The sequence below is a fragment of the Streptomyces sp. HP-A2021 genome, assembly GCF_022807935.1.
Lineage (GTDB): Bacteria > Actinomycetota > Actinomycetes > Streptomycetales > Streptomycetaceae > Streptomyces > Streptomyces afghaniensis.
The window spans coordinates 5,900,600-5,924,780 of the sequence record NZ_CP094344.1 but is presented as its reverse complement, the minus strand read 5'-3'; the positions used below and the strand labels follow the sequence as shown (position 1 = coordinate 5,924,780).

Genomic DNA, 24,181 nt, shown 5'->3' with positions numbered 1-24,181 from the left:
TGGGCGGACGCCGAGAGGACTCCCAGTCGTAGCCTCAGGTCAGGGCAGCATCCAGCCCAGGACCGGCGTGCTCTGGCCGACCACGATCAGGCACATCACCAGCAGCAGGCCCAGGCTCCACGGCAGTACCTTGCGCAGCAGGTCGCCCTCGCGGCCCGCGAGTCCGACGGCCGCGCAGGCGATGGTGAGGTTCTGCGGGGAGATCATCTTGCCGAGGACGCCGCCGGAGCTGTTGGCGGCGGCCAGGAGGTCGGGCGACAGTCCGGACTCCCGGGCGGCGGTCACCTGGAGGGCGCCGAAGAGGGCGTTGGCCGAGGTGTCCGAGCCGGACACGGCGACTCCGAACCAGCCGAGGACGGGTGAGAGGAAGGCGAGCCCGGCTCCGGCCGCCGCCACGAAGTGGCCGATGGTCGCCGCCTGGCCGGAGAGGTTCATGACGTACGCGAGCGCCAGTACGGACGTCACCGTCAGGATCGCGAAGCGCAGCTCGTGGACGGTCGCGAGCCATTCCTTCACCGCCACGCGTGCGTGGACGCCGATGACGGCGGCCGTGCAGATCCCGGCGAGCAGTACGAGCGTGCCGCCGGTCGACACGATCGGCCAGGTGAAGACGTTGCCGCCGACCGGTTCGCCGTCGGAGCCGAGCACGTCCAGGAAGGGCCAGTCGTAGGTCTGGGTGGCCCGGTCCAGCCGTTCCTTGACGGGCGGGAGCTGGGCGACGGAGAAGATCAGGACGATCAGCGCGTAGGGGGCGTAGGCGCGCAGGACCTCGCGGGGCGGGTCCTCCTCGTCCAGTTCCTCGCTGCGTACGCCGGTCAGCACGGAGGCGCGTACGGACTCGGCGGCGGGCACGCGCGCGTGCGGTACGGCGACCAGGGCGCCCGCGCCCGCCAGGGCGGCGCCGATGTCGGCGAGTTGGGCGGAGACGTAGTTGGAGGCGGCGAACTGGGCTACAGCGAAGGCGACTCCGCAGGCGAGGGCGGGCACCCAGGTCTCGCGCAGTCCGCGTCGGCCGTCCACGAGCCAGACCAGTACGAGGGGCACCACGAGGGCCAGCAGCGGCGTCTGACGGCCCACCACGGACGCCACGGAGTCCAGCGGCAGCCCGGTGACCTGGGCGAGCGTGACGACCGGGGTGCCCATCGCGCCGAAGGCCACGGGCGCGGTGTTGGCGACCAGGGCGACGACGGCGGCGCGCACAGGTTCGAATCCGAGGGCGACCAGCATGACCGCACTGATCGCGACGGGCGCGCCGAAGCCGGCGAGCGCCTCCAGCAGCGCCCCGAAGCAGAAGGCGATGACGAGCGCCTGGATCCGGGGGTCGTCGGAGAGCCGCCCGAAGGACCGGCGCAGGATGTCGAAGTGCCGGGTGCGGACGGTCATCCGGTACACCCACAGGGCGTTGACGACGATCCACAGGATGGGGAAGAGGCCGAAGACGGCGCCCTGGGCGGCGCCGGCGAGCGTCTGCCCCAGGGGCATGCCGTAGGCGAGCCGGGCGACGAGAACGGCGGCGAGGAGGCCGGTCAGGCCCGCCAGGTGCGCCTTCATGCGGACGCCGCCGAGCAGGACCAGGACGATCACGAGGGGCAGGGCCGCCACGAGGGCGGACAGGCCCAGTGAGCCGGCGACGGGTTCCAGTTCCTGGACGTACACGGGCGCCTCCCCGGTTTCCGTCATGCGAAAGCGATTTCTCGCGGCCTCAAAACGGAATGGTCATGTCCGCGCCAAGCTCGCGTCAATGGGCGTGCGCGGGGAGGAACCGTGAGGGGGCGGTCAGTTGTCGGGCGACCGGAGGACGCGCAGGTGGCCCCGCCGGGCGACCTCCATCGGGTCGGCCGCGCGCCCGCCGCCGCCGGCCCCGGCCGCCCGCTCCTGGGGACGGGCAGCCTCGCGCACGGCGTTCGCAAGCGCTTCCAGGTCGTCGCCGCTGGGGCGCGCCGGGGCGGAGCCGTCGAGGAGCCGGACGACCTCCCAGCCGCGCGGGGCGGTGAGGCGCTCGGAGTGCTCGGCACACAGGTCGTAGCAGTGGGGTTCGGCGTAGGTGGCGAGCGGGCCGAGGACCGCGGTCGAGTCGGCGTAGACGTACGTCAGCGTCGCGACGGCGGGACGGCCGCAGGCGGTGCGCGAACAGCGACGTACAGGGCTCACGACGTTGGACGGTACCGCACTCTTGAGCGGGCCGCGACGACTCTCCACCAGGTCACTCCCCCGTGTCGTGCTGTGAAACGCCCCACACCCCCTTTCGGGTGCACCCTGCTGACCTGCCCGGACAGCGTCGTCCGGGGTGTCGAACAGCGCTCCAAGCGGTCAAGAGTCGCCATAAAACCCTCAATTGCCGTGAGGTCGCCGGTCTCGGCGGGATACGGAATCGAGCCCAACCTTGGCTGGAATGGTCATGTAACGACATGCCGTACCGGTCGGCCGGAAGCCGTCCGTACCGCCGTGCGGTGCCGGGCGCGGGGACGCGGCGGGGACTACCCTTCAGCAGTGATGGACAAGCCCGTAACGCCCCGAGCCGCCGCCCCCGGGCCCCGCCGCCGTGATCGCCACGGCCGGGGCATGCGCGGCCCCATCGCACCGCCGCAGGTGCCCCTCGCCGCCAGCCGCGCGGAGGCGTTCGCCGATCTGGTGCAGGACTCCGTGGAGCGCCTGGAGCGGCGCTGGCCACAGCTCGCCGACATCGATTTCCTGGTGCTGGAGGTGCCGCGGCTCGACGGGCCCGGCCAGGCCTGGAACGACGAGGCGGTCCCGCTGGGCGGCACGATCAGCGCCCGCGAGGGCCGCCCCGCGCGCGTGGTGGTCTACCGGCGGCCGGTCGAGATCCGTACCAAGGGCCGCGACGAGCGGGCGGCGCTGGTGCACGAGATCGTCGTCGAGCAGGTCGCCGAGCTGCTGGGGCTGACACCGGAGACGGTGGATCCGCGGTACGGCGAGGACCAGGGCTGAGACGACCGGCAGCGGTCAGGGCTGCTTCCGCAGCACCGACCGCAGTGGTCAGGGCTACTTCTGCAGCACCGACAGGTCCTCGTCCGCCTCCGGCACGGCCACCGTCCCCCGGTCGTCGGGGAGCGTCTGCACGGTGAAGCCGGGGACGCCGCCCTCCGTCGCCGCCAGAGTGCGGGCGCCGTAGACCGGGCCGCCGGACTTCGGCTCGACCGTGAGCGCGTACGTGCCCTTCAGGCCGCTGGGGAGCGGCGGCTCGATGTCCTGGGTGGTGCCGGCCTTGATCGTGTACGTCTTCGACACCGGCGTGCCGCCCTCGCTGCCCGCCGAGGCGGTGACCTGGACCGTGGCCGCGCGGCCTGGGGCGGTCAGGGAGAGCGTGCTGCCCTTGGCGCTGTTGTCGGCGGACGTCGCGCGCGTGCCGACGGGGCGGGTGGCCGGGATGAAGGCCGTCTCCTGCTTGTCGCCCTTGCCGCGTACGACCCGCAGGGCCGCCACGAGGGGCACGGACTGGTCCGTCGGCGTCAGCACCAGGGAGCCCGCCTCGCCGCGCGTCACGTCGCCCAGGTCGACGGCCGTGGTCATGCCGCCCTTGACGTGCACCGTCTCGTGTCCGGCCGGGGTGATCAGCCCGGAGGGGGAGGCGAGGCGCACCTTGAGGTCCGCGTCGGCGTCGCCCGGGGTGAAGGCGACCAGGCGCACGGAAGTGGCGTCCTTGGGGATGCCGGGCAGGACCAGGCTGCCCGACGGGTCCGTGGACGCGGCCAGCCAGTCGCCGCCGAGCTTGTCGTCCAGGGCCTGCACGGCGGCGCCGACCCGCCCGCTGCGGACATTGACGTGCACGGTGAGGTTGGTCTGCTGCTCGTCGGTGAGGGTGGACAGCAGGACCGGGTCGGTGGAGTGCGGCTGGACCGTGATGCCCTCCCCCACCGTGGACTTGAGGGTGCCGTCCTTGCCGTAGAGCTCGATGTCGACGACGGCGGCCGAGTCGTCGGGGTTCGTCAGATGCACGTAGTCGGTGCGGTCGGCCGCGGTGCTGGCGCCGGGGAACCAGAAACTCGTGTCCGGGGCCGTGCAGTTGACGCCCTGAAGGCCGCGTCCGGTCCCCGCGGCGACCTCCGTCGTCTCCTGGACCGTCCAGCCGGGCGCGAACCTGCCGTCCGCTGTCCCGACCAGCGCGGGCGATTCGGCGCCCGAGCTGTCCCCGGTGACCGGCTTGCCGGGCTCCTTGGGGGTCAGCACCGGCTTCTCGGTCTTCCGCTCGCCGGTCTTCCCGCCGTCCTTGCCCTTGTCGCCACCCGCGCCGTCCTTCGACTCCTGGGCGGCCGCCTGGAGTTCGGCCTTGCCGCCGCCGGTGCCCTTCGTGACGGGTGTGAAGGAGGTGTACGACGTCTCCGCGATGTCGGACATGCTGGGCGCGGGGCACAGCAGGCTCGTGCGCTCCACGGGCAGTTGGGCGGCCGCCTTGGCGGTGGTGCCCGCGCCCGGGGTGTCCGGGGCGGACAGCGCGGCGAAGCCGGTGACGGCGGCGAGCGCGGTCGTGCCGGCGATCAGGGACAGGGTGGTGCGGTTCACTGCTGGCTCCCGTCGGGACGCTCACTGCCCGTGCCGTGGGGGTGGTGCTGCTGCGCCGGGTCGTACGGCGCGCCGTAGCCCTGGGGGTAGGCCTGGTCGTAGCCCGTCTGGTCGTAGCCCTGTTGGTCGTACGACGGGTTCTGGTGCTGGCCGCCGTACGCGTACGGGTCGTACTGGCCGCCCTGGTAGGGATCCGCCTGGTACTGCTGTCCGTAGGCGTCCGCCGGGTACTGGGCGCCCTGGTACTGGTCGCCGTAGTTCGCGTACTCGCCGCTCTGCCGGCCGGCGTGGTCCCACTGCCCGTGGTTCTGCTGGGGCACGGGTGCCGGGGGCTGCTCGGGCTGCGGGGGCGGGAACTCCTCGGGCTGCGCCGCCCCTTCGGCCTCGGCCTCCGCCTGGGCGCGCAGGCGGCGGGCCCGACGGCCCTCGCCCGCGACCGCCTGCGCCGGGACGGCCGGCTCCTCGGGCAGATCGTCGTCGATGTCGCGGCGCCGGCCGGGCAGGGCCAGCACGACGAGGACGACGGCGAGGAGGCCCTGCGCCCACAGCCACGCGGTGTGGCCGACGGGGTCGTCGTAGGTGACGTCCAGCGTGCCGCCGGTGGCGGGGAGTTCGAAGCCCTGGGCCCAGCCGTCGACCGTGGTGGGGGTCAGTGGCTTGCCGTCGAGCGTGGCGGTCCAGCCGTCGGAGGCGGTGTCGGCCAGGCGCAGCACGCGCCCGTCGGAGCCGGTCGGGATCGTGGTGTGGATGTCGACGGGCCCGGCGGCGACGGTCTGCGGCGTGCCGGAGCCGGAGGCGGGGACGATGGTGGCGCGCGCGACCTCCTGGTCGATCTGCCACAGCGCGCCGCCCTTCTGCTGGCTGAGCCGGGTCAGGCCGGGCGTGGCGTCCAGGACGCGGGTGACATCGCGGGGAGCGCCCTGGTGGACGAGGACGTAGCGCACGGCGAAGCCGCCGAGCTGGTCTGACTGGTCGGCGCCGGAGCCGGCGACGAGGTTGGCGACGACCTTGTCGAGCCTGCTGTTCTCGCCGTCGGCCGCGGCGATCTCGCCGTCGCCGAGGCGGGCGCCGGAGCCGCGGACCAGCATGTATCCGACGTGGGAGGCGGAGTCGCTGTCGAGGACGAGGGTGCGGGCCTGGTCGCTGCTGCCGCTCTCCTCGGCGACGAACGCGGGGACCTGTGTCGGGTCGCGCCGCTCCAGAGGGCCGTCCGCGCCGCGGATCATCCAGCCCGCGGCGACGAGCAGCGGGCCCGCGGCCGAGGCGAAGGCGATCAGCACGGCGACCGGCTGACGCCAGCCGAAGCTCTGCTCGGCCACCCGCGAGCGGGCGCCGTCGGCGCCGAGCGCGGCGGCGGCCAGGAGGGCGATGCCGTAGACGAGGGTCGCGGGGCCGGACCAGGTGGAGCTGTTGGACAGGACCGCGAAGACGAAGCCGGTCAGGGCGGCCGTCCAGGCCGTCCAGATGCCCAGCCGGCGTTCCGAACGGAGCAGGGCGGCGAGCGCGGCCAGCACGATGCCGATCAGCATGAGGCCGCTGACCGTCCCGGGGCCGCCGGGGCTGGCACCGAGCAGGTCGAGGGGGGAGGCGGCCGACGGGCCGTACTCCAGACCGGCCTCCTGGAAGAAGCCGAACGGCAGCAGCGACAGCGACCAGGGCGCGAGGACCAGCAGGGGCGTGCCGAGCTGGGCGAGGAACCGCAGCCCGTACGCCGTGATGTCGGTCCGGCGCAGGACCAGCAGCCCGGCGCCGAGGAACAGCGCGACGGGCCACACGATCGGGGTGAACGCGGTGGTGATGGTCAGCAGCAGGGCGAACGCCCAGGTGGCCCGCCAACTGCCACGCCCTCCCGAGGGGTTCGCCAGGCCGCTGGCGGCGATGCCCGCGCGGGCGATGAGCGGCAGCAGCACGGCCAGGACGGCCGTGCCGATCCGGCCTCCGGCGAGGGCGCCGGTGGCGGCGGGCAGGAAGGCGTAGACGACGGCCGCCCACGCGCGCAGCAGCCGGGACTCGACCAGCGGGCGGGAGGCGAAGTAGGCGGTGACACCGGCCAGCGGCACCGAGCAGACGAGCAGCAGCGTGACGGCGAGGCCGGTCGAGCCGAACAGCAGGGACGCCAGCATCGCCACGAGCGCGAGGTACGGCGGCGCGGAGGAGGTGCCACCGGCGGCGACCGGGTGCCAGGCGTCCAGGTAGCGCGCCCACAGGTCGGAAGAGTCGGCCGGGGCGGGCAGCAGGGCGCCGCCCGCGAGGGCGCCGCCGCCGAGGAGTTCGCGGCAGGCGACCAGGGAGACGAGCAGCAGCACGAGGAAGAGCACCGGTCCGGGCTTGCGCGCGATGCGCTTGAGCCGGGCGAACTGCTCGATCTCCAGGAAGTCGGCGTCGTCGCCGCCGGGGCCCGACTCGACGGCACCGCCGTGCCGTCCGGCGCCGGAGGCGACCTCGGGGTCGGAGCGGCCCACGAGGTTGCCCGCGAGTTGCTCGACCGTCATGCGGACGGTCGCGCCGGGCGGCGGGAACAACGGCCGCAGCTCGTCCTTGTCGATCCGGGGGGCGCCTCTGCCGCGCCGCCCGGCGAGGATCCGCTCGGGCCTGAGCAGCGTGCCCAGGAGACCGCGGATCTCGTCGACGGCCTGTCCGGGGACCTTGCCGACGAGGTAGGCGACGGTCCGCAGCAGCGTGCCGAGCACGATCCGCAGCAGCACCCAGGGCAGCACGGCCGTACGCGCGTTGACGAGGAGGGTGTAGACGGCGCCGGCCTTGTCGACCTTGTGCGGGGAGGCTGCCGTGCGGCCCACGCAGTCGACCGTGCGGCGCTCGCGGCTGGCCGCCTCGGCGTGCCGGACGACGGCCTCGGGGGCGACCAGGACGCGGTAACCCGCCGCGTGCGCGCGCCAGCACAGGTCGACGTCGTCGCGCATGAGGGGCAGGTGGCGGTCGAAGCCGCCGAGCTGTTCGAAGACGTCGCGGCGGATCAGCATGCCGGCCGTGGACACCGACAGCACGGGCCGGACGTGGTCGTGCTGTCCCTGGTCCTGCTCGCGGCGGTCCAGGCCGGTCCAGCGGCGGCCGGAGTTGGCGATGCTGACGCCGACCTCCAGCAGCTGCCGCCGGTCGTACCAGCCGCGGAGCTTGGGGCCGACGACGGCCACGTCCTCGCGGCCCAGCTCGTACTCGTTGTCCACGACGCGCAGCAGCTGGGCCAGGGCGTCGGGCTCCGGGGCGCAGTCGTCGTGCAGCAGCCACAGCCACTGGACCGGCTCTCCGTGCGGGAGCTCGGGCAGGTCGTAGGCGTCGTCGCGCCAGGAGCGGGTGACCGGGTCCCAGCCGCTGGGCCGCTTCAGGTACGGGAGCTGCTCGGGGGTGAGGACCGGGGCGGTGCGGCCGCACTCCTCGACTGCCTGGCCGAAGCCGGTGCGGCGGGCGAGGTGCAGCACGCGGTCGGCGCCGAGGGCGTCGGTGACCAGCTGGGCGGAGTCGTCCGCGCTGCCGGTGTCGGCGCCCATCGCGTACTGGACGGGTCGCTCCTGGCCGAGCAGCCCGGCGAGCGCGTCGGGCAGCCAGCGGGCGCCGTCGTGGGAGACGAGGACCGCGGTCACCACATGACGCGGGAACTCAGGTGTGGCAGCGCTGTCGTGATGAGCTGCCGGGTGGCTGTGCACGGACATCGAGGTACGGGCCCCGGTTCGGTGGACTGCGGTGGACGCCCGCGACCGGTGGGGGCAGCGGGGCGTCTCGGACGAGCGACCACACTATCGGCTGCGCAACAAGGGGGCCCGCCGCCTGTGGACAACCCACCTGCGACGGGCCGTTCGAGCCGTGCGTACGGATCCGGGACGCCGGTCAGACCGCTGCCTTCTTCAGCCGGCGGCGCTCCCGCTCGGACAGGCCGCCCCAGATGCCGAATCGCTCGTCGTTGGCGAGGGCGTACTCGAGGCACTCGGAGCGGACCTCACAGGCGAGGCAGACCTTCTTGGCCTCCCGGGTCGAGCCGCCCTTCTCGGGGAAGAAGGACTCGGGGTCGGTCTGGGCGCACAGTGCGCGCTCCTGCCAGCCGAGTTCCTCGTCCGCGTCGTCGACCAGCAGTTGCTGCACCGTCTCGGTCATGTGCGCCCCTCGTCTGTCTTTCGCGTCCCCGTGATCTAGCCGTTACCGATTCCGGCTGAACGACACGAGTGAAATTACAAGTGTGCTGCTCCGGGCGAGTCAAGCCGAGATCTGCTATTGAGCCCCTTATTCACTCTGCGGAACCAAGCCCAAGCGGAAAGTGTTCAAATCACCATAAAACCTGACACACCGACGGAGCCCGCAAGGGCTCACGCCGTCCGCCGGACCCCTCGCAGACCTGTACGGAGAAGGACGCCCAGAGGTTCGATCTCGTTCCGACACGCACCTCGAAGCGAAACGGATCACAGTCGGATCACGAGTACGCAACGGGGTTTGGTGCGCCCGGTTGGACGCCATGTGTCCCGGGCGGGCAATGAACAAACCTTTCATCTGAGTGAACGACCGGATGAGGTGAACCACGTCCCACACAGCGGGTGCCGAGTTGACAGTGCGGGTGTGAACCGGTGTCCTTGTGGGCATGCTCGCGAACTCGGCCCTCACCTCGACCCGCACCGCCGGGTCCCACGGTGCTGCCCGCGCTCGCTGTCGCTGTTGCTGTTCCAGCTGTTGAGCCACACCTGCTCCAGCTGAAGGCCGAGCCACCCGTCTCTCGGCTTCCGTTCCCTCTGACCTCCTTTCACTGAGGAACCACCGCACCCATGAACAGCGACAGCGACCTCCAGATCGCCGGCGACATCCTCGAAGTCCCGCATCTGCTCCAGACCCCGCGCGAGCACCCGGCCACCGTCGCCGAGTTCGTCGGACTCGCCCGCTCCATCGCCGACGACCGATCCCAGTGGGAGCACCTCGTCCGGTACGACGCGACCAGCCGCTGGTACCACCGGCTGCGCACCGGCCCGGGCTACGAGGTGTGGCTGCTGTCCTGGGTGCCCGGGCAGGGCAGCGGGCTGCACGACCACGGCCGCTCCTCCGGTGTGCTGACCGTGCTGGCCGGCACGCTGACCGAGCGCACGGAGCGGGGCTCGCGCGCCTTGCGGGCAGGCGCGCAGCGCGTTTTCGCGCCGGGGTACGCGCACGAAGTCATGAACGACGCCCTGGAGCCGGCCGTCAGCCTGCACGTCTACTACCCGGGCCTGACGGAGATGCCGATGCACACGGCCCAGCACTGCGAGGCCCGGACTCTGCCGGATGTCGTGACCGCCTGACCGGTTGCCGTGACGTGCCTGACCGGTCGGCGGGCCCGCCTGACCGGTTGCCGTAGCCGCCGACCGGTTGTCACAGGCGCCTGCAAGACTGGCTCCCATGCGCATTGTGGTTCTGGCAGGCGGCATCGGTGGTGCCCGGTTCCTGCGTGGTCTGAAGCGGGCCGTTCCGGACGCGGACATCACGGTCATCGGCAACACCGGGGACGACATCCACCTCTTCGGGCTGAAGGTCTGCCCGGACCTCGACACGGTGATGTACACGCTCGGCGGCGGCATCAACGAGGAGCAGGGCTGGGGGCGTGCCGACGAGACCTTCCACCTCAAGGAGGAGCTCGCGGCGTACGGCGTCGGGCCCGAGTGGTTCGGCCTCGGCGACCGGGACTTCGCCACGCACATCGTGCGGACGCAGATGATCGGCGCCGGGTACCCGCTGAGCGCGGTGACCCAGGCGCTGTGCGACCGCTGGCAGCCGGGCGTGCGGCTGATCCCGATGTCCGACGACCGCGTCGAGACCCACGTGGCCGTCGAGATCGACGGCGAGCGCAAGGCGATCCACTTCCAGGAGTACTGGGTGCGGCTGCGCGCCTCCGTGCCCGCGGAGGCGATCGTGCCGGTGGGCGCCGACCAGGCGAAGCCCGCGCCGGGTGTGCTGGAGGCGATCGCCGAGGCGGACGTGATCCTCTTCCCGCCGTCCAACCCGGTGGTGTCGATCGGCACGATCCTCGCCGTGCCCGGCATCCGGGAGGCCATCGCCGACGCCGGAGTGCCGGTGGTCGGCCTGTCCCCCATCGTCGGTGACGCGCCCGTACGGGGCATGGCCGACAAGGTGCTCGCCGCCGTGGGCGTCGAGTCGACCGCGCCGGCGGTGGCCGAGCACTACGGCTCGGGCCTGCTGGACGGCTGGCTCGTCGACACGGTGGACGCCGGCGCGGTGGAGCGGGTAGAAGCGGCCGGGATCCGCTGCCGGGCCGTGCCGCTGATGATGACCGACGCCGACGCGACCGCGCAGATGGCGCGGGAGGCCCTGACCCTGGCGGAGGAGGTGCGGGGAGCTTGAGCGGCGAGGTCCCGGAGAGCCGGCAGGGTGCCGACGGGTACCGGGTGTGGGCCCTGGGCGGGATGCCCGAGGTCGCGGCCGGGGACGATCTGGCCAAGCTGATCGCGGCCGCCGAGCCCGGTCTGGCCGACGGGGACGTACTGCTGGTCACGTCGAAGATCGTGTCCAAGGCGGAGGGCCGGGCGGTCCAGGCAGCCGACCGGGAGGCCGCCATCGACGCCGAGACGGTACGGGTGGTCGCCCGGCGCGGCAGCCTCCGGATCGTCGAGAACCGACAGGGCCTCGTCATGGCCGCGGCCGGGGTGGACGCGTCCAACACCCCGTCCGGGACGGTGCTGTTGCTGCCCGAGGCCCCGGACGCCTCCGCCCGCGCGATCCGCGAGGGGCTGCGCGACGTCCTCGGCGTCGACGTCGGTGTCGTCGTCACCGACACGTTCGGGCGGCCCTGGCGCGCGGGGCTCACGGACGTCGCGATCGGCGCCGCCGGAGTGCGCGTACTGGACGATCTGCGCGGCGGCACGGACACGCACGGCAACCCGCTCAGCGCCACCGTCGTCGCCACGGCCGACGAACTCGCCGCGGCCGGCGACCTGGTCAAGGGCAAGGCCGCCGGGCTCCCCGTCGCCGTGGTGCGCGGCCTGCCGCACGTGCTGGCTCCGGACGACGGAGAGGGAGCGCGGGCCATGGTGCGCGGCGCGCGCGACGACATGTTCCGGCTCGGCACGTCGGAGGCGGTACGGCTGGCGGTGACCCAGCGGCGCACGGTCCGGGCCTTCACGGACGAGCCCGTCGACCCCGGAGCGGTACGGCGGGCGGTGGCCGCGGCGGTGACGGCGCCGGCGCCGCACCACACCACCCCCTGGCGCTTCGTGCTGCTGGAGTCCGAGGAGTCGCGGACGCGGCTGCTCGACGCCATGCGTGACGCGTGGATCGCGGATCTGCGGCGGGACGGCAAGACGGAGGAGTCCATCACCAAGCGGGTGCGGCGCGGGGACGTCCTGCGGAACGCGCCGTACCTCGTCGTCCCCTGTCTGGTCATGGACGGATCGCACACCTACGGCGACGCCCGGCGCGACGGGGCCGAGCGGGAGATGTTCGTGGTCGCCGCGGGCGCCGGCGTGCAGAACTTCCTGGTCGCGCTGGCCGGGGAGCGGCTGGGGTCGGCATGGGTGTCCTCGACGATGTTCTGCCGGGACGTGGTGCGCGAGGTGCTGGGGCTGCCGGCCGACTGGGACCCGATGGGCGCGGTGGCGGTCGGACATCCGGCGGAGGAACCGCGTCCGCGGCCGGAGCGGGATGCGGGGGCCTTCATCGAGGTGCGGTGACCGGCGCCGGCCGGCGCCTACGCTCGTAGGGCTCCTCTCGCTTCGCATCGCATCCCAGGGACTTCATTCATGGCAGGACGGTTCGCACCCCGGCCCACGCGTACCACCGTGCGCGGCGGGCACGTCGGCGTGGCCGGGGGCGTGCCGCGGCAGGCGGCGGGGCCCGGGCGGGTGCGCGACTGGTCGCCGGACGGGCCGTTGGATCTCGGTCTGGTGCTCGGGCCGCTGCGGCGCGGGCCGGGTGATCCGACGTTCCGGGCGACGCCGGACGGGTCCGTGTGGCGGGCCTGCCGTACGCCCGCCGGGCCCGGCACGCTACGGGTCTGCGCGTACGGCGGTGGGGTGCGCGGCCAGGCCTGGGGGCCCGGGGCGGAGTGGCTGCTGGACCGGTTGCCGGAGCTGCTCGGGGCCGCCGACGACCCGTCCGTGTTCGTGCCCCGGCACCGGCTGGTGGCGCTGGCCCGGCATCGGCGGCCGGGGCTCAGGCTGACGCGGAGCGGGCTGGTGATGGAGTCGCTGATTCCGTCGATCCTGGAGCAGAAGGTCACGACCGATGAGGCGTATCGGGCGTGGCGGCTGCTGGTGCGGAAGTTCGGGGAGCCCGCGCCGGGGCCCGCGCCCGGGCGGATGTGTGTGATGCCGGCGCCTCGGGAGTGGGCGTTGATCCCGTCGTGGGAGTGGCATCGGGCCGGGGTGGACAACAAGCGGGCGTCGACGATCCTGCGTGCGGTTCGGGTGGCCGGACGGTTGGAGGAGGCGGCCGGGATGGAGCCGGGGGCGGCTCGGGCGCGGTTGGAGGTTGTGCCGGGGGTCGGGCCGTGGACGTCGGCGGAGACGGTGCAGCGCAGCCATGGGGCGGCGGATGAGGTGACCGTGGGGGATCTGCATCTGCCCAGGATCGTGGGGTGGGCGTTGGCCGGGGATCGGGATGCGGATGACTCCGTGATGCTGGAGTTGCTTCAGCCGTATGCGGGGCAGCGGCATCGGGCGGCTCGGTTGATTCTGTTGAGCGGGGTGGTGCCGGGGCGGAGGGCGCCGAAGATGCCGCGGTGGGATATCGGGGCGTTGTGATGTGCTGCCCGGTTTCTGGTGCTGCGGCGTGAGGGCTGAGGGCGGGTGGGTCCGCAGCCCGGCGGAGGCGGGGTGCCTCCCCCAAGCTCTCGGCTTCGCTCGAGCAGGGGGGACCCCCATCGCCCACCCGTGCCGCCCCAGCGGCACGACTGCCCGCAGGCGGCGGCCGACGGGCAGCCGCGCGTAGGTCTACTGGTCCGAAGAGAAGCGGACCGCTCCTGCTGGGATTTGGGCGTCGCACCAGATGCGGGCGCCGTCGCGGAGTTCGTTGTCGGGGCCGATGATCGCGCCGTCGCCTATGACCGTGCCGGTGAGGACGGAGCGTTCGCCGACACGGGCCCGGGTGCCTATGAGGGAGTCGGTGATGACCGCTCCGGGTTCGATCACGGCGCCCGGGAGGATCGTGCTGCCGAAGACGCGGGCGCCCTCCGCGACGAACGCGCCCTCGCCGACCACCGTGCCGCCGGACAGCTTCGCGTCGGCCGCGACCGTCGCCGTCGGCAGGACCAGGCGGTCGCCGCAGCGGCCGGGAACCGCCGGGGACGGGGCCCGGCCCAGGACCAGGTCCGCCGAGCCCCGGACGAACGCCGCCGGTGTGCCGAGGTCCAGCCAGTACGTCGAGTCGACCATGCCCTGGAGGTGGGCTCCGGCGGAGAGGAGGTCGGGGAAGGTCTCCCGCTCCACCGACACCGGCCGGCCCTGCGGGATCGTGTCGATGACCGAGCGGCGGAAGACGTACGCCCCCGCGTTGATCTGGTCGGTGACGATCTCCTCGGGCGTCTGCGGCTTCTCCAGGAAGGCCAGGACCCTGCCCGTGTCGTCCGTGGGGACGAGACCGTAGGCGCGCGGGTCCGTGACCTTGGTGAGGTGCAGGGAGATGTCCGCGCCCGTCGACTCGTGGGTGTCGACCAGGGCCCTGATGTCGAGGCCCGTCAGGATGTCGCCGTTGAAGATCAGCACCGGGTCGTCGGGGCCGGAGTGCAGCCGGGAGGCCACGTTGCGGATGGCGCCGCCCGTGCCCAGGGGCTCCTCCTCCGTCACGTACTCCAGGTGGAGCCCCAGCGCGGAACCGTCACCGAAGTACGGCTCGAAGACCTCGGCCAGATAGGACGTGGCCAGGACGATGTGCTCGACGCCCGCCGCTCTCGCTCTCGCCAGCTGGTGCGTGAGGAAGGGCACCCCGGCCGCCGGCACCATGGGCTTGGGCGTGTGCACCGTGAGCGGGCGCAGCCGGGTGCCCTTGCCGCCGACCAGGAGGATCGCTTCTGTCACGTGTCGTCTCTGCTTCCTGCCGGGACCGGCCGAACTGTCTTTCGGCCGGTCAGTGTATGCAGACCGTTCCGTGGCGCCTTCGCTGGCCGTGCGGCATTCCGCCCCGCTGCCCCCCGACGGCGGTGAACGTGTGTCTCAGCGGCCCTGGTACCGGGCCGCCTTGGAGCGGGCCGAGCCGAGCTTGCCGTAGAGCTTGCGTCCCGGGCAGGACGTCTTGAATCCGTCCCGGTGACCGGAGATCACGTTCAGTCGTACCTTCTTACCTTTTCGGTGGAGATTGCTACCAGCCGACTTCAGGTATGTCTTTCCCCGCGGATTCACCCGGTACAGGCCCAGCTTCCACGCCGTGAGCCGGGCGATGGCCTTGACTGCGGCGGACGACGGCTTCTTGGCGCCGTACGACCCGAGGACGGCGATCCCCATACTGTTGCTGTTGAAACCAAGGGTGTGGGCGCCGAGCACCGGCCTGGCCACGCCCCCGGCGCGGCCCTCGTAGATCTTTCCGCACTTGTCGATGAGGAAGTTGTAGCCGACGTCCCGCCAGCCCATGCTCCTGACGTGGTAGCGGTAGATACTGCGGATGACTGACGGGGACTGCGAGCAGCGGTAGTTGTTGCCGCTGGCCGTGTGGTGCACAAAGGCCGCTTTGACCTTCTTCGTGTACCGGAAGCCCCGTTCCCGCAGCCCCTCGTTCGCACCCCAGCCGCGCCGCGTGACGATGCGCGGGCGCGGGCCGACGAACGGCCTCACCCGCTGCTGCTCCGTCAGCTCACCGGCATTGAGGGTGAAGAACTCCTGCTCGGTCTCCGCCCGGTTCAGTGCCGGGATCTCGATGGCGCCGAGAGGGGCCAGGTCGGTGTTGACGGCAGAGGCTTCGGTGGCGGCGGCTTCGGTGGCGGCGGAGATCTCGTCGGCGACGGAGGCCTCGTCGGCGGCGGCGATCTCCTCGGCGAGGCCGGTGGTGCGGGAGTCGTCCTCAGGGGCGTCGGGCGGTGGGGCGTCATCGCCCGGGTCGACGAGTTCGAGGCGGAGGCCGGAGGGGAGCGGGGGCGCGGCGGGCAGGGTGCGGGCGCCCGTGCCGTGGTGCGCGGAGTCGGCTTCCGCGCTCTCGGGTTCGGAGCGGACCCGGAGTTCCACGCCGTCGGAGTCGCCGACCCACAGCGGTGCCGTGGCCCCGCGGACGCGGCCCGAGGCCCTCTCGGGGGTGTCCGGGTCGGCCGCGTGCTCGCCGTTGTGCGTCTCGACGTCCTGCCAGCCCGACCAGGTGCCGGTGCCGGCGGCCCGGGTGCGGACCTGGACGCGGCCGTGCAGTTCGGCCGCCGGGTTGTCCCAGACAACGCCGACGAGCGAGAAGTGGCGTACGGAACGGCGGGTCAGGCCCTGTTCGGGGGTGTCGGGACCGGTGGGGGTGGCGCGGTTGCGGGTGAGGGGTTCGAGGGGGAGGGACTGGGTGCTGCCGGGGGCGTACGGCTCGGCCGCGCGGCGGTTGGTCATGGTCGTGTCCGGTGTCCCCGCGTGGGGCGCGGGTCTCGCTGCCGTGGCGGCTTCCGTGGTCGGCACCGGTCTCGCCGTCGCCGCGACGGCGGGCGGGGTGAGCGGGAGGGCCAGAGCGGCCGCACAGGTGACACCGATCGAAGAAGCAAGAAATCCACGCATGCTCCCGATCTTGGACATAGTCCTATAAGTCTGTCCATTTGGGAGTTGACGGACTGTCGGTCCTGGTTCGGCCGAACCGGTGGCGGATTCACGCCGGGACGGTGGCCGGGCCGTTGGGCGGCGGCTTGGGTGCCGCGTACGCTTGCCCGGGTGAACGCCACCGATCGCACCCCTGCCGACCTGCTGAATTCCGCGCTCGCCGCGGATCCGGGACGCCCCCTGGTGACCTTCTACGACGACGCCACGGGCGAACGTGTCGAACTGTCCGTTGCCACCTTCGCCAATTGGGTGGCCAAGACCGCCAACCTCCTCCAGGACGAGCTGTCCGTCGAGCCCGGGGACCGGGTGGCGCTGCTGCTGCCCGCGCACTGGCAGACGGCGGTGTGGCTGCTGGCGTGTTCTTCGGTGGGAGCCGTCGCGGACGTGTCGGGGGATGCGCGGGCGGCCGATGTCGTGGTGAGCGGGCCGGACGGGCTGGAGGCGGCGCGGGCCTGTTCCGGGGCGCGGATCGCGATGGCGCTGCGGCCGCTCGGGGGGCGGTTTCCGCAGGCGCCCGAGGGGTTTGTCGACTACGCGGTGGAGGTGCCGGGACAGGGGGACCGGTTCGTGCCATACGCGCCGGTGGATCCGGACGGGCCTGCGCTGATCGTGGCGGGGCGGGAGTTCAGTGGGGCGGAGGTTGTCGAGCGGGCCCGGGCGGAGGCGTCGGGGCTGGGGCTGACCGGGCCGGGGTCGCGGATCTTGTCGGGGTTGCCGTACGACACGTGGGAGGGGTTGAACGCGGGGCTGTACGGGCCGTTGGCCACGGGGGGTTCTGTGGTGTTGTGCCGACATCTGGAGCGGGCCGGGGAGGGCGTGCTGGACAAGCGGGTGGAGAGTGAGCGGGTTACGGCTATTGCCCGGTAGGCCGGTTTCCGGCGCCCGCAGCTCAGCGGGAACTGCCTCTCCCCCGTTCAGCCCATCCCCACCCCACCCCCACTCCCCATCCACGCCACAGTCGTAGGAGCAGTGCGCGCGCACGTTCGTACGACGTGAGGGGTGGTCTCTGTCGTGGGCGACACCGGGAGGCTTGGGCCGGAGACGGGGGCGGGGGCGGGGGCCTCCGCCAGTGGGCCTGGGCTGGTGCGGCGGCGTCGACGGCGGTGGGTGCGGATCGGCGCGTTCGGGGTCGCCGGGGTCGTCGTCGCGGCCGCCGGGGCCGGATGGGCCGTGTACGCGAAGCTCAGCGGGAACATCACGCCCGACGAGGCCGCCGCCGCGGAGCTCGCGCGGTACGAGAAGGAGCGGCCCACCTCGCTGGTCAAGGACGCGCGGAACATCCTGCTGATCGGGTCCGACTCGCGCGAAGGTGACGACAACGCGCGCTACGGGCGGGACTCCGGGACCGAGCGGTCGGACACCACGATCCTGCTGCACCTGTCCGCGGGCCGGGGCAGCGCCACCGCCGTCTCCCTGCCGCGGGACCTGATGGTGAACCTGCCGGGCTGCCGACGCCCGGACGGGTCGCGCAGCGCGCCGCGGTTCGCCGCGTTCAACCAGGCCTTCCAGGTGGGCGGTTCGGCCTGCACCATCCGGACCGTCGAGAAGCTCACCGACATCCGCATCGACAACCACGTCGTCGTCGACTTCCACGGCTTCAAGAAGATGGTCGACGCGGTCGACGGCGTGGAGGTGTGCCTGCGGGAGCCGATCGACGACCGGGCCGCCAAACTGCGGCTCCCCGCCGGACGCGTCACCCTCGACGGCGAGCAGGCGCTCGGCTACGTCCGCGCCCGCAAGACGCTCGGTGACGGCAGTGACACCGAGCGGATGGAGCGGCAGCAACGGTTTCTCGGGGCACTCGTCAACAAGGTGCGCAGCAACGACGTCCTGCTGAATCCGGCGAAGCTTTATCCCGTGCTGGACGCCGCCACGTCCTCTCTCACAACCGACCCGGATCTGGCCAGCCTTCGCGGTCTGTACGAACTTGTGCGCGGACTGCGCGACATCCCCATGGAACGTGTGCAATTCCTGACCGTTCCACGGGAGTCGTACGCGTACGACGCCAATCGCGACCAACTCGTGGAGCCCGAGGCGGAGAGGCTGTTCGAGCGGCTGCGTACGGACACACCCGTGGCGGTGGCCGGTAACGTTCCGCGCGGTTCCGCCCCGCTGAGGCCTACCGATTCGCATGACGGGTCGTACAGGGATTCGTATCCGGGGTCGTTTTCCGAGCCCGCCGTCACCGTTTCTCCTCCACCGACGTTCCGGGGGAACACGGCAGCCGAGGACACCTGTGAGTAAAGCGGGCACCAAGGCCACTCCAAGGCAATGAACTCTTCACCCGGGAAATGGGCGAATTGCCCAGGTGTAGGGACGTGGAATTTGTCACCGTCGCCACTCGGCACTGAACTGGGCGGTTAGTGTGAGCGATCCGGTGCGCCCGGCTCTGAGGACGGTCCTGAGGTCGCGCACTGTGTGACCGAGACCCGGGTGCCTTGGAGGGGGAGGCGCCGCGTGCCCCGACGGAGGAAACAGACAACCGTGGACGCGCAAGGCCGTGGGCGGGCGGACGACATCGATCCCGCAGACCAGTGGGTGCTCAATCCGAACACCGGTGAATACGAACTGCGACTGCCCCCTTCCCCAGCGCAGTCGGGCGTCCCCAGCCCGCGCAGGCCACCGGCCTCCGACGGGGTCCCGCCGGCGCGCGGCCGCAGGGATGCCGGCGGTCGGACTGAGGCCGGCAGCCGCACGGATGCACCCGGCCGCGCGCGGCCCGAGACGCCCGGCCGTGCGGCCCCGCCGCGCAGGCGCCGCGGGGCGCCGGAGGAGCCGCTGCCGGGACGGCGCGGACGGCGGCCGGCCAAGAAGGCCGCGAAGGGGAAGAAGGTCCTGCTGTGGACCGGCGGCACGATGGCGTTCGTGCTGGTCGCCGGGGCGGGCGGCGCGTACTTCTACATCGAGCACCTGAACGACAACATCGCGTCCGTCTCCGACGACGGCGCGAGCACCGGTGGCTTCCAGAAGGACAAGGCCATCAACATCCTGCTGATCGGCACCGACAAACGCACCGGCAAGGGCAACGAGGACTACGGCGACGCGGGCAGTGTCGGGCACGCCGACACCACGATCCTGCTGCACGTCTCCAAGGACCGTTCGAACGCGACCGCGCTCAGCATCCCGCGTGACCTGATCGTCGACGTGCCGGACTGCCCGACCACGCAGGAGGACGGGACGCAGAAGGTCATCCCGGGCACGCAGAAGGTCCGCTTCAACACCAGCCTCGGCCAGGACGGCCGCACCCCCAGCTGCACCATGCGGACCGTGACCGAGCTGACCGGGGTCAAGCCGGACAACTTCATGGTGGCCGACTTCAACGCCGTCAAGACGCTGACCAGCGCGGTCGGCGGGGTCGAGGTCTGTCTCGGCAAGGACATCGACGACCCGGACTCGCACCTGAAGCTGTCGAAGGGCACGCACACCATCGAGGGCGAGCAGGCGCTGGCGTTCGTGCGGACCCGGCACGCCGTCGGCTTCGGCGGCGACCTGAGCCGGATCGGGCTCCAGCAGCAGTTCCTGAGCGCGCTGATGCGCAAGCTGAAGTCCAACGACACGCTCACCAGCCCCTCCAAGATGCTCGACCTGGCCGAGGCGGGCACCAAGGCCCTGACCGTCGACTCGCAGCTGGACAGCATCGGCAAGCTGAAGGACCTCGGCCTGGAGCTGGGCAAGCTCAACACCAAGAACCTGACGTTCACCACGACCCCGGTGATCGACAACCCGACGGAGAAGGTCAAGAGCACGGTCGTCCTGAACGAGTCGACGGCCCCGCAGGTCTTCGACATGATCAAGAACGACGTCTCCTTCACCGCCGTCAAGGAAAAGAAGAAGAAGGAGGCGGCCGCGGTGGCCGCCCGGCTGAAGGGCACCAAGGCCCCGGCCTCCGAGGTCCGGGTGCGGATCCTCAACGGCGGTGCCGACCCCGGCAGCGCCCAGGAAACGCTCAGCTGGCTCCAGGTCGAGGAGGGCGTGACCAAGTCGGAGAACGCCGGCAACGCGCCGGCCGAACTGGCGAAGACCACGCTCGAGTACGCCCCCGACCAGGCCGACCAGGCCCGCCGCCTCGCCGACATCATGGGACTGTCCGGGTCGGCGATGAAGCCCGGCGAGAGCGTGCAGAACGCCCAGGGGCTGCCGACGATGACGCTGACCCTGGGCAAGGACTTCAAGGGTGCGGGCGCTTCCCTCACCGCTCCGTCGAAGGCGCCGGAGGGTGTGCAGAAGTCCACGGCGGACAAGGTCGAGTGCGCCGAGTGACCTGACGGGCCTGCCGTACGTCTCACAGGGCGTACGGCAGGCCTTGTCCGGTGACACGGGGGTGGGAAAGAGCAGATGGCACAGAGCAGCAGTGTGTACGGGGAGGGGACGAAGCCGGGGGCCGTCCCGGGCGATCCGGTCCCGGGCAACCCCGGCAATCCGGGCAGCCCGGCCGGGCCGGGCGACGGGCACCGCCGGGGCGGCCGTCGGCCCGGCCGCGGTCCCGGCCCGGGTCGCGGTCGCCGCGTCCTGCGCTGGTCGGCGGCGTCCCTCTCCGTGCTGATCCTCGCGACCGCCGGTGCCGGCTACCTCTACTACGAGCACCTCAACGGCAACATCGAGAAGGGCCGGCGCAGCAGCGGCGACTCCAAGGCGACGAAGGCCTCTCCGAACGCGGCCGGGCAGACGCCCCTGAACATCCTGCTGATCGGCTCCGACAGCCGTGCCTCCGACGAGAACGTGAAGCTGGGCGGCGCGCGCAAGGACCGCGGCAATCCGCCGCTGGCCGACGTGCAGATGCTCATCCACCTGGCCGCGGACCGCAAGAGCGCCGCCGTGGTGAGCATTCCGCGCGACACCCGGGTCGACATACCCAAGTGCACCGACCCGAAGACCGGGCGGACGTACCCGCCGGTCAACACGATCATCAACGCCTCGCTGGCCCGGGGCGGAGCGGGCTGCACGCTGGCGACCTGGGAGAACCTCACCGGGGTCTACGTCGACCACTGGATGACGATCGACTTCGCGGGCGTGGTGAAGATGGCCGACGCCATCGGCGGGGTCGAGGTGTGCGTGCGGCAGAACGTGTGGGACCGCCCGCTGCCCGGCGTGCCCGGCGGCTCCGGCCTGAAGCTGAAGGCGGGTCACAGGAAGGTCCAGGGCGAGCAGGCCCTCCAGTGGCTGCGCACCCGGCACGCCTGGGGCAGCGACCCGCTGCGGGCCCGGGCGCAGCACATGTACATGAACTCGATGATCCGCACGCTCAAGGCGCAGAACGTCTTCACCGACACCGGCCGCCTGACGGACCTGGCCGAGGCGGCCACCAAGTCTCTGCACGTGTCCGAGGAACTCGGCACGGTGAAGAAGCTGTACGACCTGGGGATGCAGCTGAAGACGGTCCCGACGGACCGGATCACCATGACGACGCTGCCCACGGCCGAGGACCCGCAGGACCGCAACCACCTGGTCCCGGCCGGTGCCGACGCCGACCGGGTGTGGGACATGATCCGCGACGACGTGCCCTTCGACGGCAAGGGCGCGAAGAAGACCTCCGAGGCGTCCAAGACCTCCGAGGCGCCCCGGACGTCCAAGGACCCCGCCGCGGCGGACGACGCGATCGGCGTCCTGGTGCAGAACGCCACGCGCTCCACCACCCTCGGCCCCGTGACCGGCCGCGCGGGCGCCATCACGCGGGCGCTCGTGGAGAAGGGCTTCACGAAAGCCGCCGCGGACACCTCGGGCGCATTGTCCGAGGAGCGGACCGTGGTGCGCTATCCGAGCGCCGAACTGGCGGGCGACGCGCAGCGGGTCGCCAAGTCGCTGGGTATCCCGGCGAGTTCGGTGCGGCGTTCCACCGACGTCTCCGGCGTCACGGTCGTCGTGGGCGCCGACTGGCGTACGGGTACGGCCTATCCGAAGCAGCCGGCTCCGAAGGCCGGGGACCTGCCCGGCGACGCCGACGCCCTCAACGGCTCGGACACCGGCAAGTGCATGGACGTGTACGCGCCCTACCGCTGGTAGCGACCGGAGAAGCAACTCGCACACCGGTCGACGACTTCCTTCCACTCCCTCACATGGAATTGGGCGGAATTGCCCACATGCATGGACGTTGAATTTGTCATTCCGCGCACATCGACGTTCAACTGGGCGGATAGTGTGAGCGATCCAGTGCTTCTGTGATGACCAGTACCCGTGCGCCTTCCGGGGGGAGAAGGCGCCGCGTGCCCCGACGGAGGAAACAGACAACCGTGGACGCGCAACGCCGTGGGCGGGGGGACCAGATCGACCCCGCAGACCAGTGGGTACTCAATCCGAACACCGGCGAATACGAACTGCGACTGACTCCATCCGGAACGCAGTCGCCGGTATCCGGGACACGCGGATCCACTCCCCCGACGCGGGCGGGCGGCACGCGCGCCGACGTACCGCCCCAGCGCCGGCGGCGCGGTGCGCCCGAGGAGCCGCCGCCCGGGCGGCGCGGTGGCCGCCGGCCGGTGCAGCGCAAGCCGAAGAAGGCGAAGAAGGTGCTGGTGTGGACCGGCGGCACGATGGCGTTCGTGCTGGTCGGCGTCGGGGCGGCCGGCTACTTCTACCTCCGGCACCTGGAGGGCAACGTCACGACGACCGACGTCGGCAGCGCGGGCGCCAGCAACTTCAGCAAGGACGAGGCCTTCAGCATCCTCATCATCGGCACGGACAAACGCACCGGTGCGGGCAACGAGGGCTACGGCGACAAGGGCAGCAGCGGGCACGCCGACACCACGATCCTGCTGCACGTCGCCAAGGACCGCTCCAACGCGACCGCGCTCAGCATCCCCCGGGACCTGATCGTGAACATCCCCGACTGCCCGACGAAGCTGGAGGACGGCTCGGAGAAGGTCGTCCCGGGCCTGCGGGGCGTGCGCTTCAACCGGAGCCTCGGGGAGGGCGGCCGGGACCCGGGCTGCACGATGCGCACGGTGAAGGAGAACACCGGCATCCAGGTCGACCACTTCATGATGGCCGACTTCAACGCGGTGAAGACACTGACCACGGCGGTGGACGGGGTCGACGTCTGTGTGGAGAAGCCGGTCAACGACAAGGAGTCCAAACTCGTCCTGCCCGCGGGCCCGTCGAAGGTCGAGGGCGAGCAGGCCCTCGCGTTCGTCCGGACCCGCAAGAGCTTCGGCAACAGCGGTGACCTGGACCGGATCAAGGTGCAGCAGCAGTTCCTGGGCTCGCTCATGCGCAAGATGTCCTCCGGTGACACCCTCACCAGCCCCTCGAAGCTGCTGAAGCTGGCCGAGGCCGCCACCAAGGCGCTGACCGTGGACCAGGCCATCGGCAGTGTCGGCACGCTCAAGGACGTCGCGCTGGAGCTGAAGAAGGTGCCGACGAAGAACATCAGCTTCGCGACGGTGCCGGTGGTGGACAACCCGGCGGAGCAGGTGAAGGCGACAGTCGTCCTCGACCAGTCGAAGGCCCCGCAGGTGTTCGACATGATCAAGAACGACGTCTCGTTCACCGAGGTCAAGCAGCAGAAGAAGAAGGAGAAGGACGCCGAGGCCGCGCGGCTGAAGGGCACCAAGGCCCCCGCCTCCGAGGTCCGGGTGCGGATCCTCAACGGCGGTGCCGTCGCCGGCAGCGCGCAGAAAACCCTCCAGTACCTCCAGGTCGAGGAGGGCGTCACCAAGTCCGAGAACGGCGGGAACGCCCCCGCCGAACTGGCGAGGACCACCCTCGAGTACGCCCCCGACCAGGCCGACCAGGCCCGCCGCCTCGCCGACATCATGGGACTGTCCGGCTCGGCGCTGAAGCCCGGCGAGAGCGTGACCAACTCCCAGGGTGTGCCCGCCATGACCCTGACCCTCGGCAAGGACTTCAAGGGTGCCGGTGTGAAGCTCGACGCCCCGGTCGAGGCGGCGGATGTGGAGAAGTCCACCGCCGACAAGGTGAAGTGCGCGAGTTGACCCGCTGAGGGCAACTGACAGGCCCGTCATGCGTCTAAC

General features: G+C 71.9%; 17 protein-coding genes. 10 read left to right on the top strand and 7 right to left on the bottom strand.

The window, feature by feature from the left end:
- Positions 1–39: 39 nt before the first annotated feature.
- Positions 40–1,656 carry an L-lactate permease gene (locus tag MQE23_RS26895; protein WP_037672395.1) on the bottom strand — a complete coding sequence of 539 codons (1,617 nt, stop codon included), beginning with the start codon at positions 1,654–1,656 and terminating at the stop codon, positions 40–42.
- 120 nt (positions 1,657–1,776) lie between these two features.
- Positions 1,777–2,199 (bottom strand): DUF3499 domain-containing protein, encoded by a 423-nt coding sequence (locus MQE23_RS26890; RefSeq protein WP_010034669.1) that lies wholly within the window; start codon positions 2,197–2,199, stop codon positions 1,777–1,779.
- Between the two features lie 294 nt (positions 2,200–2,493).
- Here MQE23_RS26890 and MQE23_RS26885 point away from each other — a divergent pair, with 294 nt between their 5' ends.
- The gene (locus MQE23_RS26885) at positions 2,494–2,949 is read left to right on the top strand and encodes a metallopeptidase family protein (RefSeq protein ID WP_082320043.1); all 456 of its coding nucleotides are present in this window, start codon (positions 2,494–2,496) and stop codon (positions 2,947–2,949) included.
- A 54-nt stretch (positions 2,950–3,003) separates the two neighbouring features.
- On the opposite strand, the gene MQE23_RS26880 is transcribed toward MQE23_RS26885, so the two are convergent.
- The 3 genes from MQE23_RS26880 to MQE23_RS26870 form a co-directional block, all read right to left on the bottom strand.
- Positions 3,004–4,521 carry a DUF5719 family protein gene (locus MQE23_RS26880; RefSeq protein WP_020276027.1) on the bottom strand — a complete coding sequence of 506 codons (1,518 nt, stop codon included), beginning with the start codon at positions 4,519–4,521 and terminating at the stop codon, positions 3,004–3,006.
- A complete protein-coding gene (locus MQE23_RS26875) occupies positions 4,518–8,189 on the bottom strand; it encodes a glycosyltransferase (protein WP_243380502.1) in 3,672 nt (1,223 codons plus the stop codon). Before MQE23_RS26875 ends, MQE23_RS26880 begins: the two co-directional genes overlap by 4 nt.
- 175 nt (positions 8,190–8,364) lie before the next feature.
- Entirely contained in the window at positions 8,365–8,628 is a 264-nt protein-coding gene (locus MQE23_RS26870) for a WhiB family transcriptional regulator (protein ID WP_010034659.1), read from the bottom strand.
- A 659-nt stretch (positions 8,629–9,287) separates the two neighbouring features.
- Here MQE23_RS26870 and MQE23_RS26865 point away from each other — a divergent pair.
- The 4 genes from MQE23_RS26865 (at position 9,288) to MQE23_RS26850 (ending at position 13,247) form a co-directional block, all read left to right on the top strand.
- Positions 9,288–9,794 (top strand): cysteine dioxygenase family protein, encoded by a 507-nt coding sequence (locus MQE23_RS26865; protein WP_020276023.1) that lies wholly within the window; start codon positions 9,288–9,290, stop codon positions 9,792–9,794.
- 97 nt (positions 9,795–9,891) lie between these two features.
- On the top strand, positions 9,892–10,851 hold the full coding sequence (gene cofD, locus MQE23_RS26860; protein ID WP_020276022.1) for a 2-phospho-L-lactate transferase: 960 nt from the start codon (positions 9,892–9,894) through the stop codon (positions 10,849–10,851).
- The gene (locus MQE23_RS26855) at positions 10,848–12,176 is read left to right on the top strand and encodes a coenzyme F420-0:L-glutamate ligase (protein WP_020276021.1); all 1,329 of its coding nucleotides are present in this window, start codon (positions 10,848–10,850) and stop codon (positions 12,174–12,176) included. Before cofD ends, MQE23_RS26855 begins: the two co-directional genes overlap by 4 nt.
- 69 nt (positions 12,177–12,245) lie before the next feature.
- On the top strand, positions 12,246–13,247 hold the full coding sequence (locus MQE23_RS26850; RefSeq protein WP_243380501.1) for a DNA-3-methyladenine glycosylase 2 family protein: 1,002 nt from the start codon (positions 12,246–12,248) through the stop codon (positions 13,245–13,247).
- A gap of 189 nt (positions 13,248–13,436) precedes the next feature.
- On the opposite strand, the gene MQE23_RS26845 is transcribed toward MQE23_RS26850, so the two are convergent.
- Positions 13,437–14,519 carry an NDP-sugar synthase gene (locus MQE23_RS26845; protein WP_020276019.1) on the bottom strand — a complete coding sequence of 361 codons (1,083 nt, stop codon included), beginning with the start codon at positions 14,517–14,519 and terminating at the stop codon, positions 13,437–13,439.
- A gap of 135 nt (positions 14,520–14,654) precedes the next feature.
- Positions 14,655–16,175, bottom strand: a complete 1,521-nt coding sequence (locus MQE23_RS26840) for a peptidoglycan recognition protein (RefSeq protein WP_037672393.1) — start codon at positions 16,173–16,175, stop codon at positions 14,655–14,657.
- Positions 16,176–16,325: 150 nt separating this feature from the next.
- Between MQE23_RS26840 and MQE23_RS26835 the strand changes: the two genes are divergently transcribed.
- The 5 genes from MQE23_RS26835 (at position 16,326) to MQE23_RS26815 (ending at position 24,142) form a co-directional block, all read left to right on the top strand.
- The gene (locus MQE23_RS26835) at positions 16,326–17,081 is read left to right on the top strand and encodes a TIGR03089 family protein (RefSeq protein WP_020276017.1); all 756 of its coding nucleotides are present in this window, start codon (positions 16,326–16,328) and stop codon (positions 17,079–17,081) included.
- A gap of 144 nt (positions 17,082–17,225) precedes the next feature.
- Positions 17,226–18,458, top strand: coding sequence for an LCP family protein (locus MQE23_RS26830; protein WP_037672391.1), 1,233 nt, complete (start codon positions 17,226–17,228; stop codon positions 18,456–18,458).
- Positions 18,459–18,698: 240 nt separating this feature from the next.
- Positions 18,699–20,474 (top strand): LCP family protein, encoded by a 1,776-nt coding sequence (locus MQE23_RS26825; protein WP_243380500.1) that lies wholly within the window; start codon positions 18,699–18,701, stop codon positions 20,472–20,474.
- Positions 20,475–20,549: 75 nt separating this feature from the next.
- Positions 20,550–22,214: an LCP family protein gene (locus tag MQE23_RS26820; RefSeq protein WP_020276014.1), complete on the top strand. Its 1,665-nt coding sequence runs from the start codon at positions 20,550–20,552 to the stop codon at positions 22,212–22,214.
- A 227-nt stretch (positions 22,215–22,441) separates the two neighbouring features.
- The gene (locus tag MQE23_RS26815; protein WP_243380499.1) at positions 22,442–24,142 is read left to right on the top strand and encodes an LCP family protein; all 1,701 of its coding nucleotides are present in this window, start codon (positions 22,442–22,444) and stop codon (positions 24,140–24,142) included.
- The last annotated feature ends 39 nt before the right edge of the window (positions 24,143–24,181 follow it).

What these genes read in the sequence shown, in the direction of transcription:
- MQE23_RS26820 (WP_020276014.1), top strand. Translation starts at nt 20,550, where the DNA reads ATGGCACAGAGCAGCAGTGTGTACGGGGAGGGGACGAAGCCGGGGGCC.
- cofD (WP_020276022.1), top strand. Translation starts at nt 9,892, where the DNA reads ATGCGCATTGTGGTTCTGGCAGGCGGCATCGGTGGTGCCCGGTTCCTG.
- MQE23_RS26875 (WP_243380502.1), bottom strand. Translation starts at nt 8,189, where the DNA reads ATGTCCGTGCACAGCCACCCGGCAGCTCATCACGACAGCGCTGCCACA.
- MQE23_RS26850 (WP_243380501.1), top strand. Translation starts at nt 12,246, where the DNA reads ATGGCAGGACGGTTCGCACCCCGGCCCACGCGTACCACCGTGCGCGGC.
- MQE23_RS26870 (WP_010034659.1), bottom strand. Translation starts at nt 8,628, where the DNA reads ATGACCGAGACGGTGCAGCAACTGCTGGTCGACGACGCGGACGAGGAA.
- MQE23_RS26885 (WP_082320043.1), top strand. Translation starts at nt 2,494, where the DNA reads ATGGACAAGCCCGTAACGCCCCGAGCCGCCGCCCCCGGGCCCCGCCGC.
- MQE23_RS26865 (WP_020276023.1), top strand. Translation starts at nt 9,288, where the DNA reads ATGAACAGCGACAGCGACCTCCAGATCGCCGGCGACATCCTCGAAGTC.
- MQE23_RS26840 (WP_037672393.1), bottom strand. Translation starts at nt 16,175, where the DNA reads ATGCGTGGATTTCTTGCTTCTTCGATCGGTGTCACCTGTGCGGCCGCT.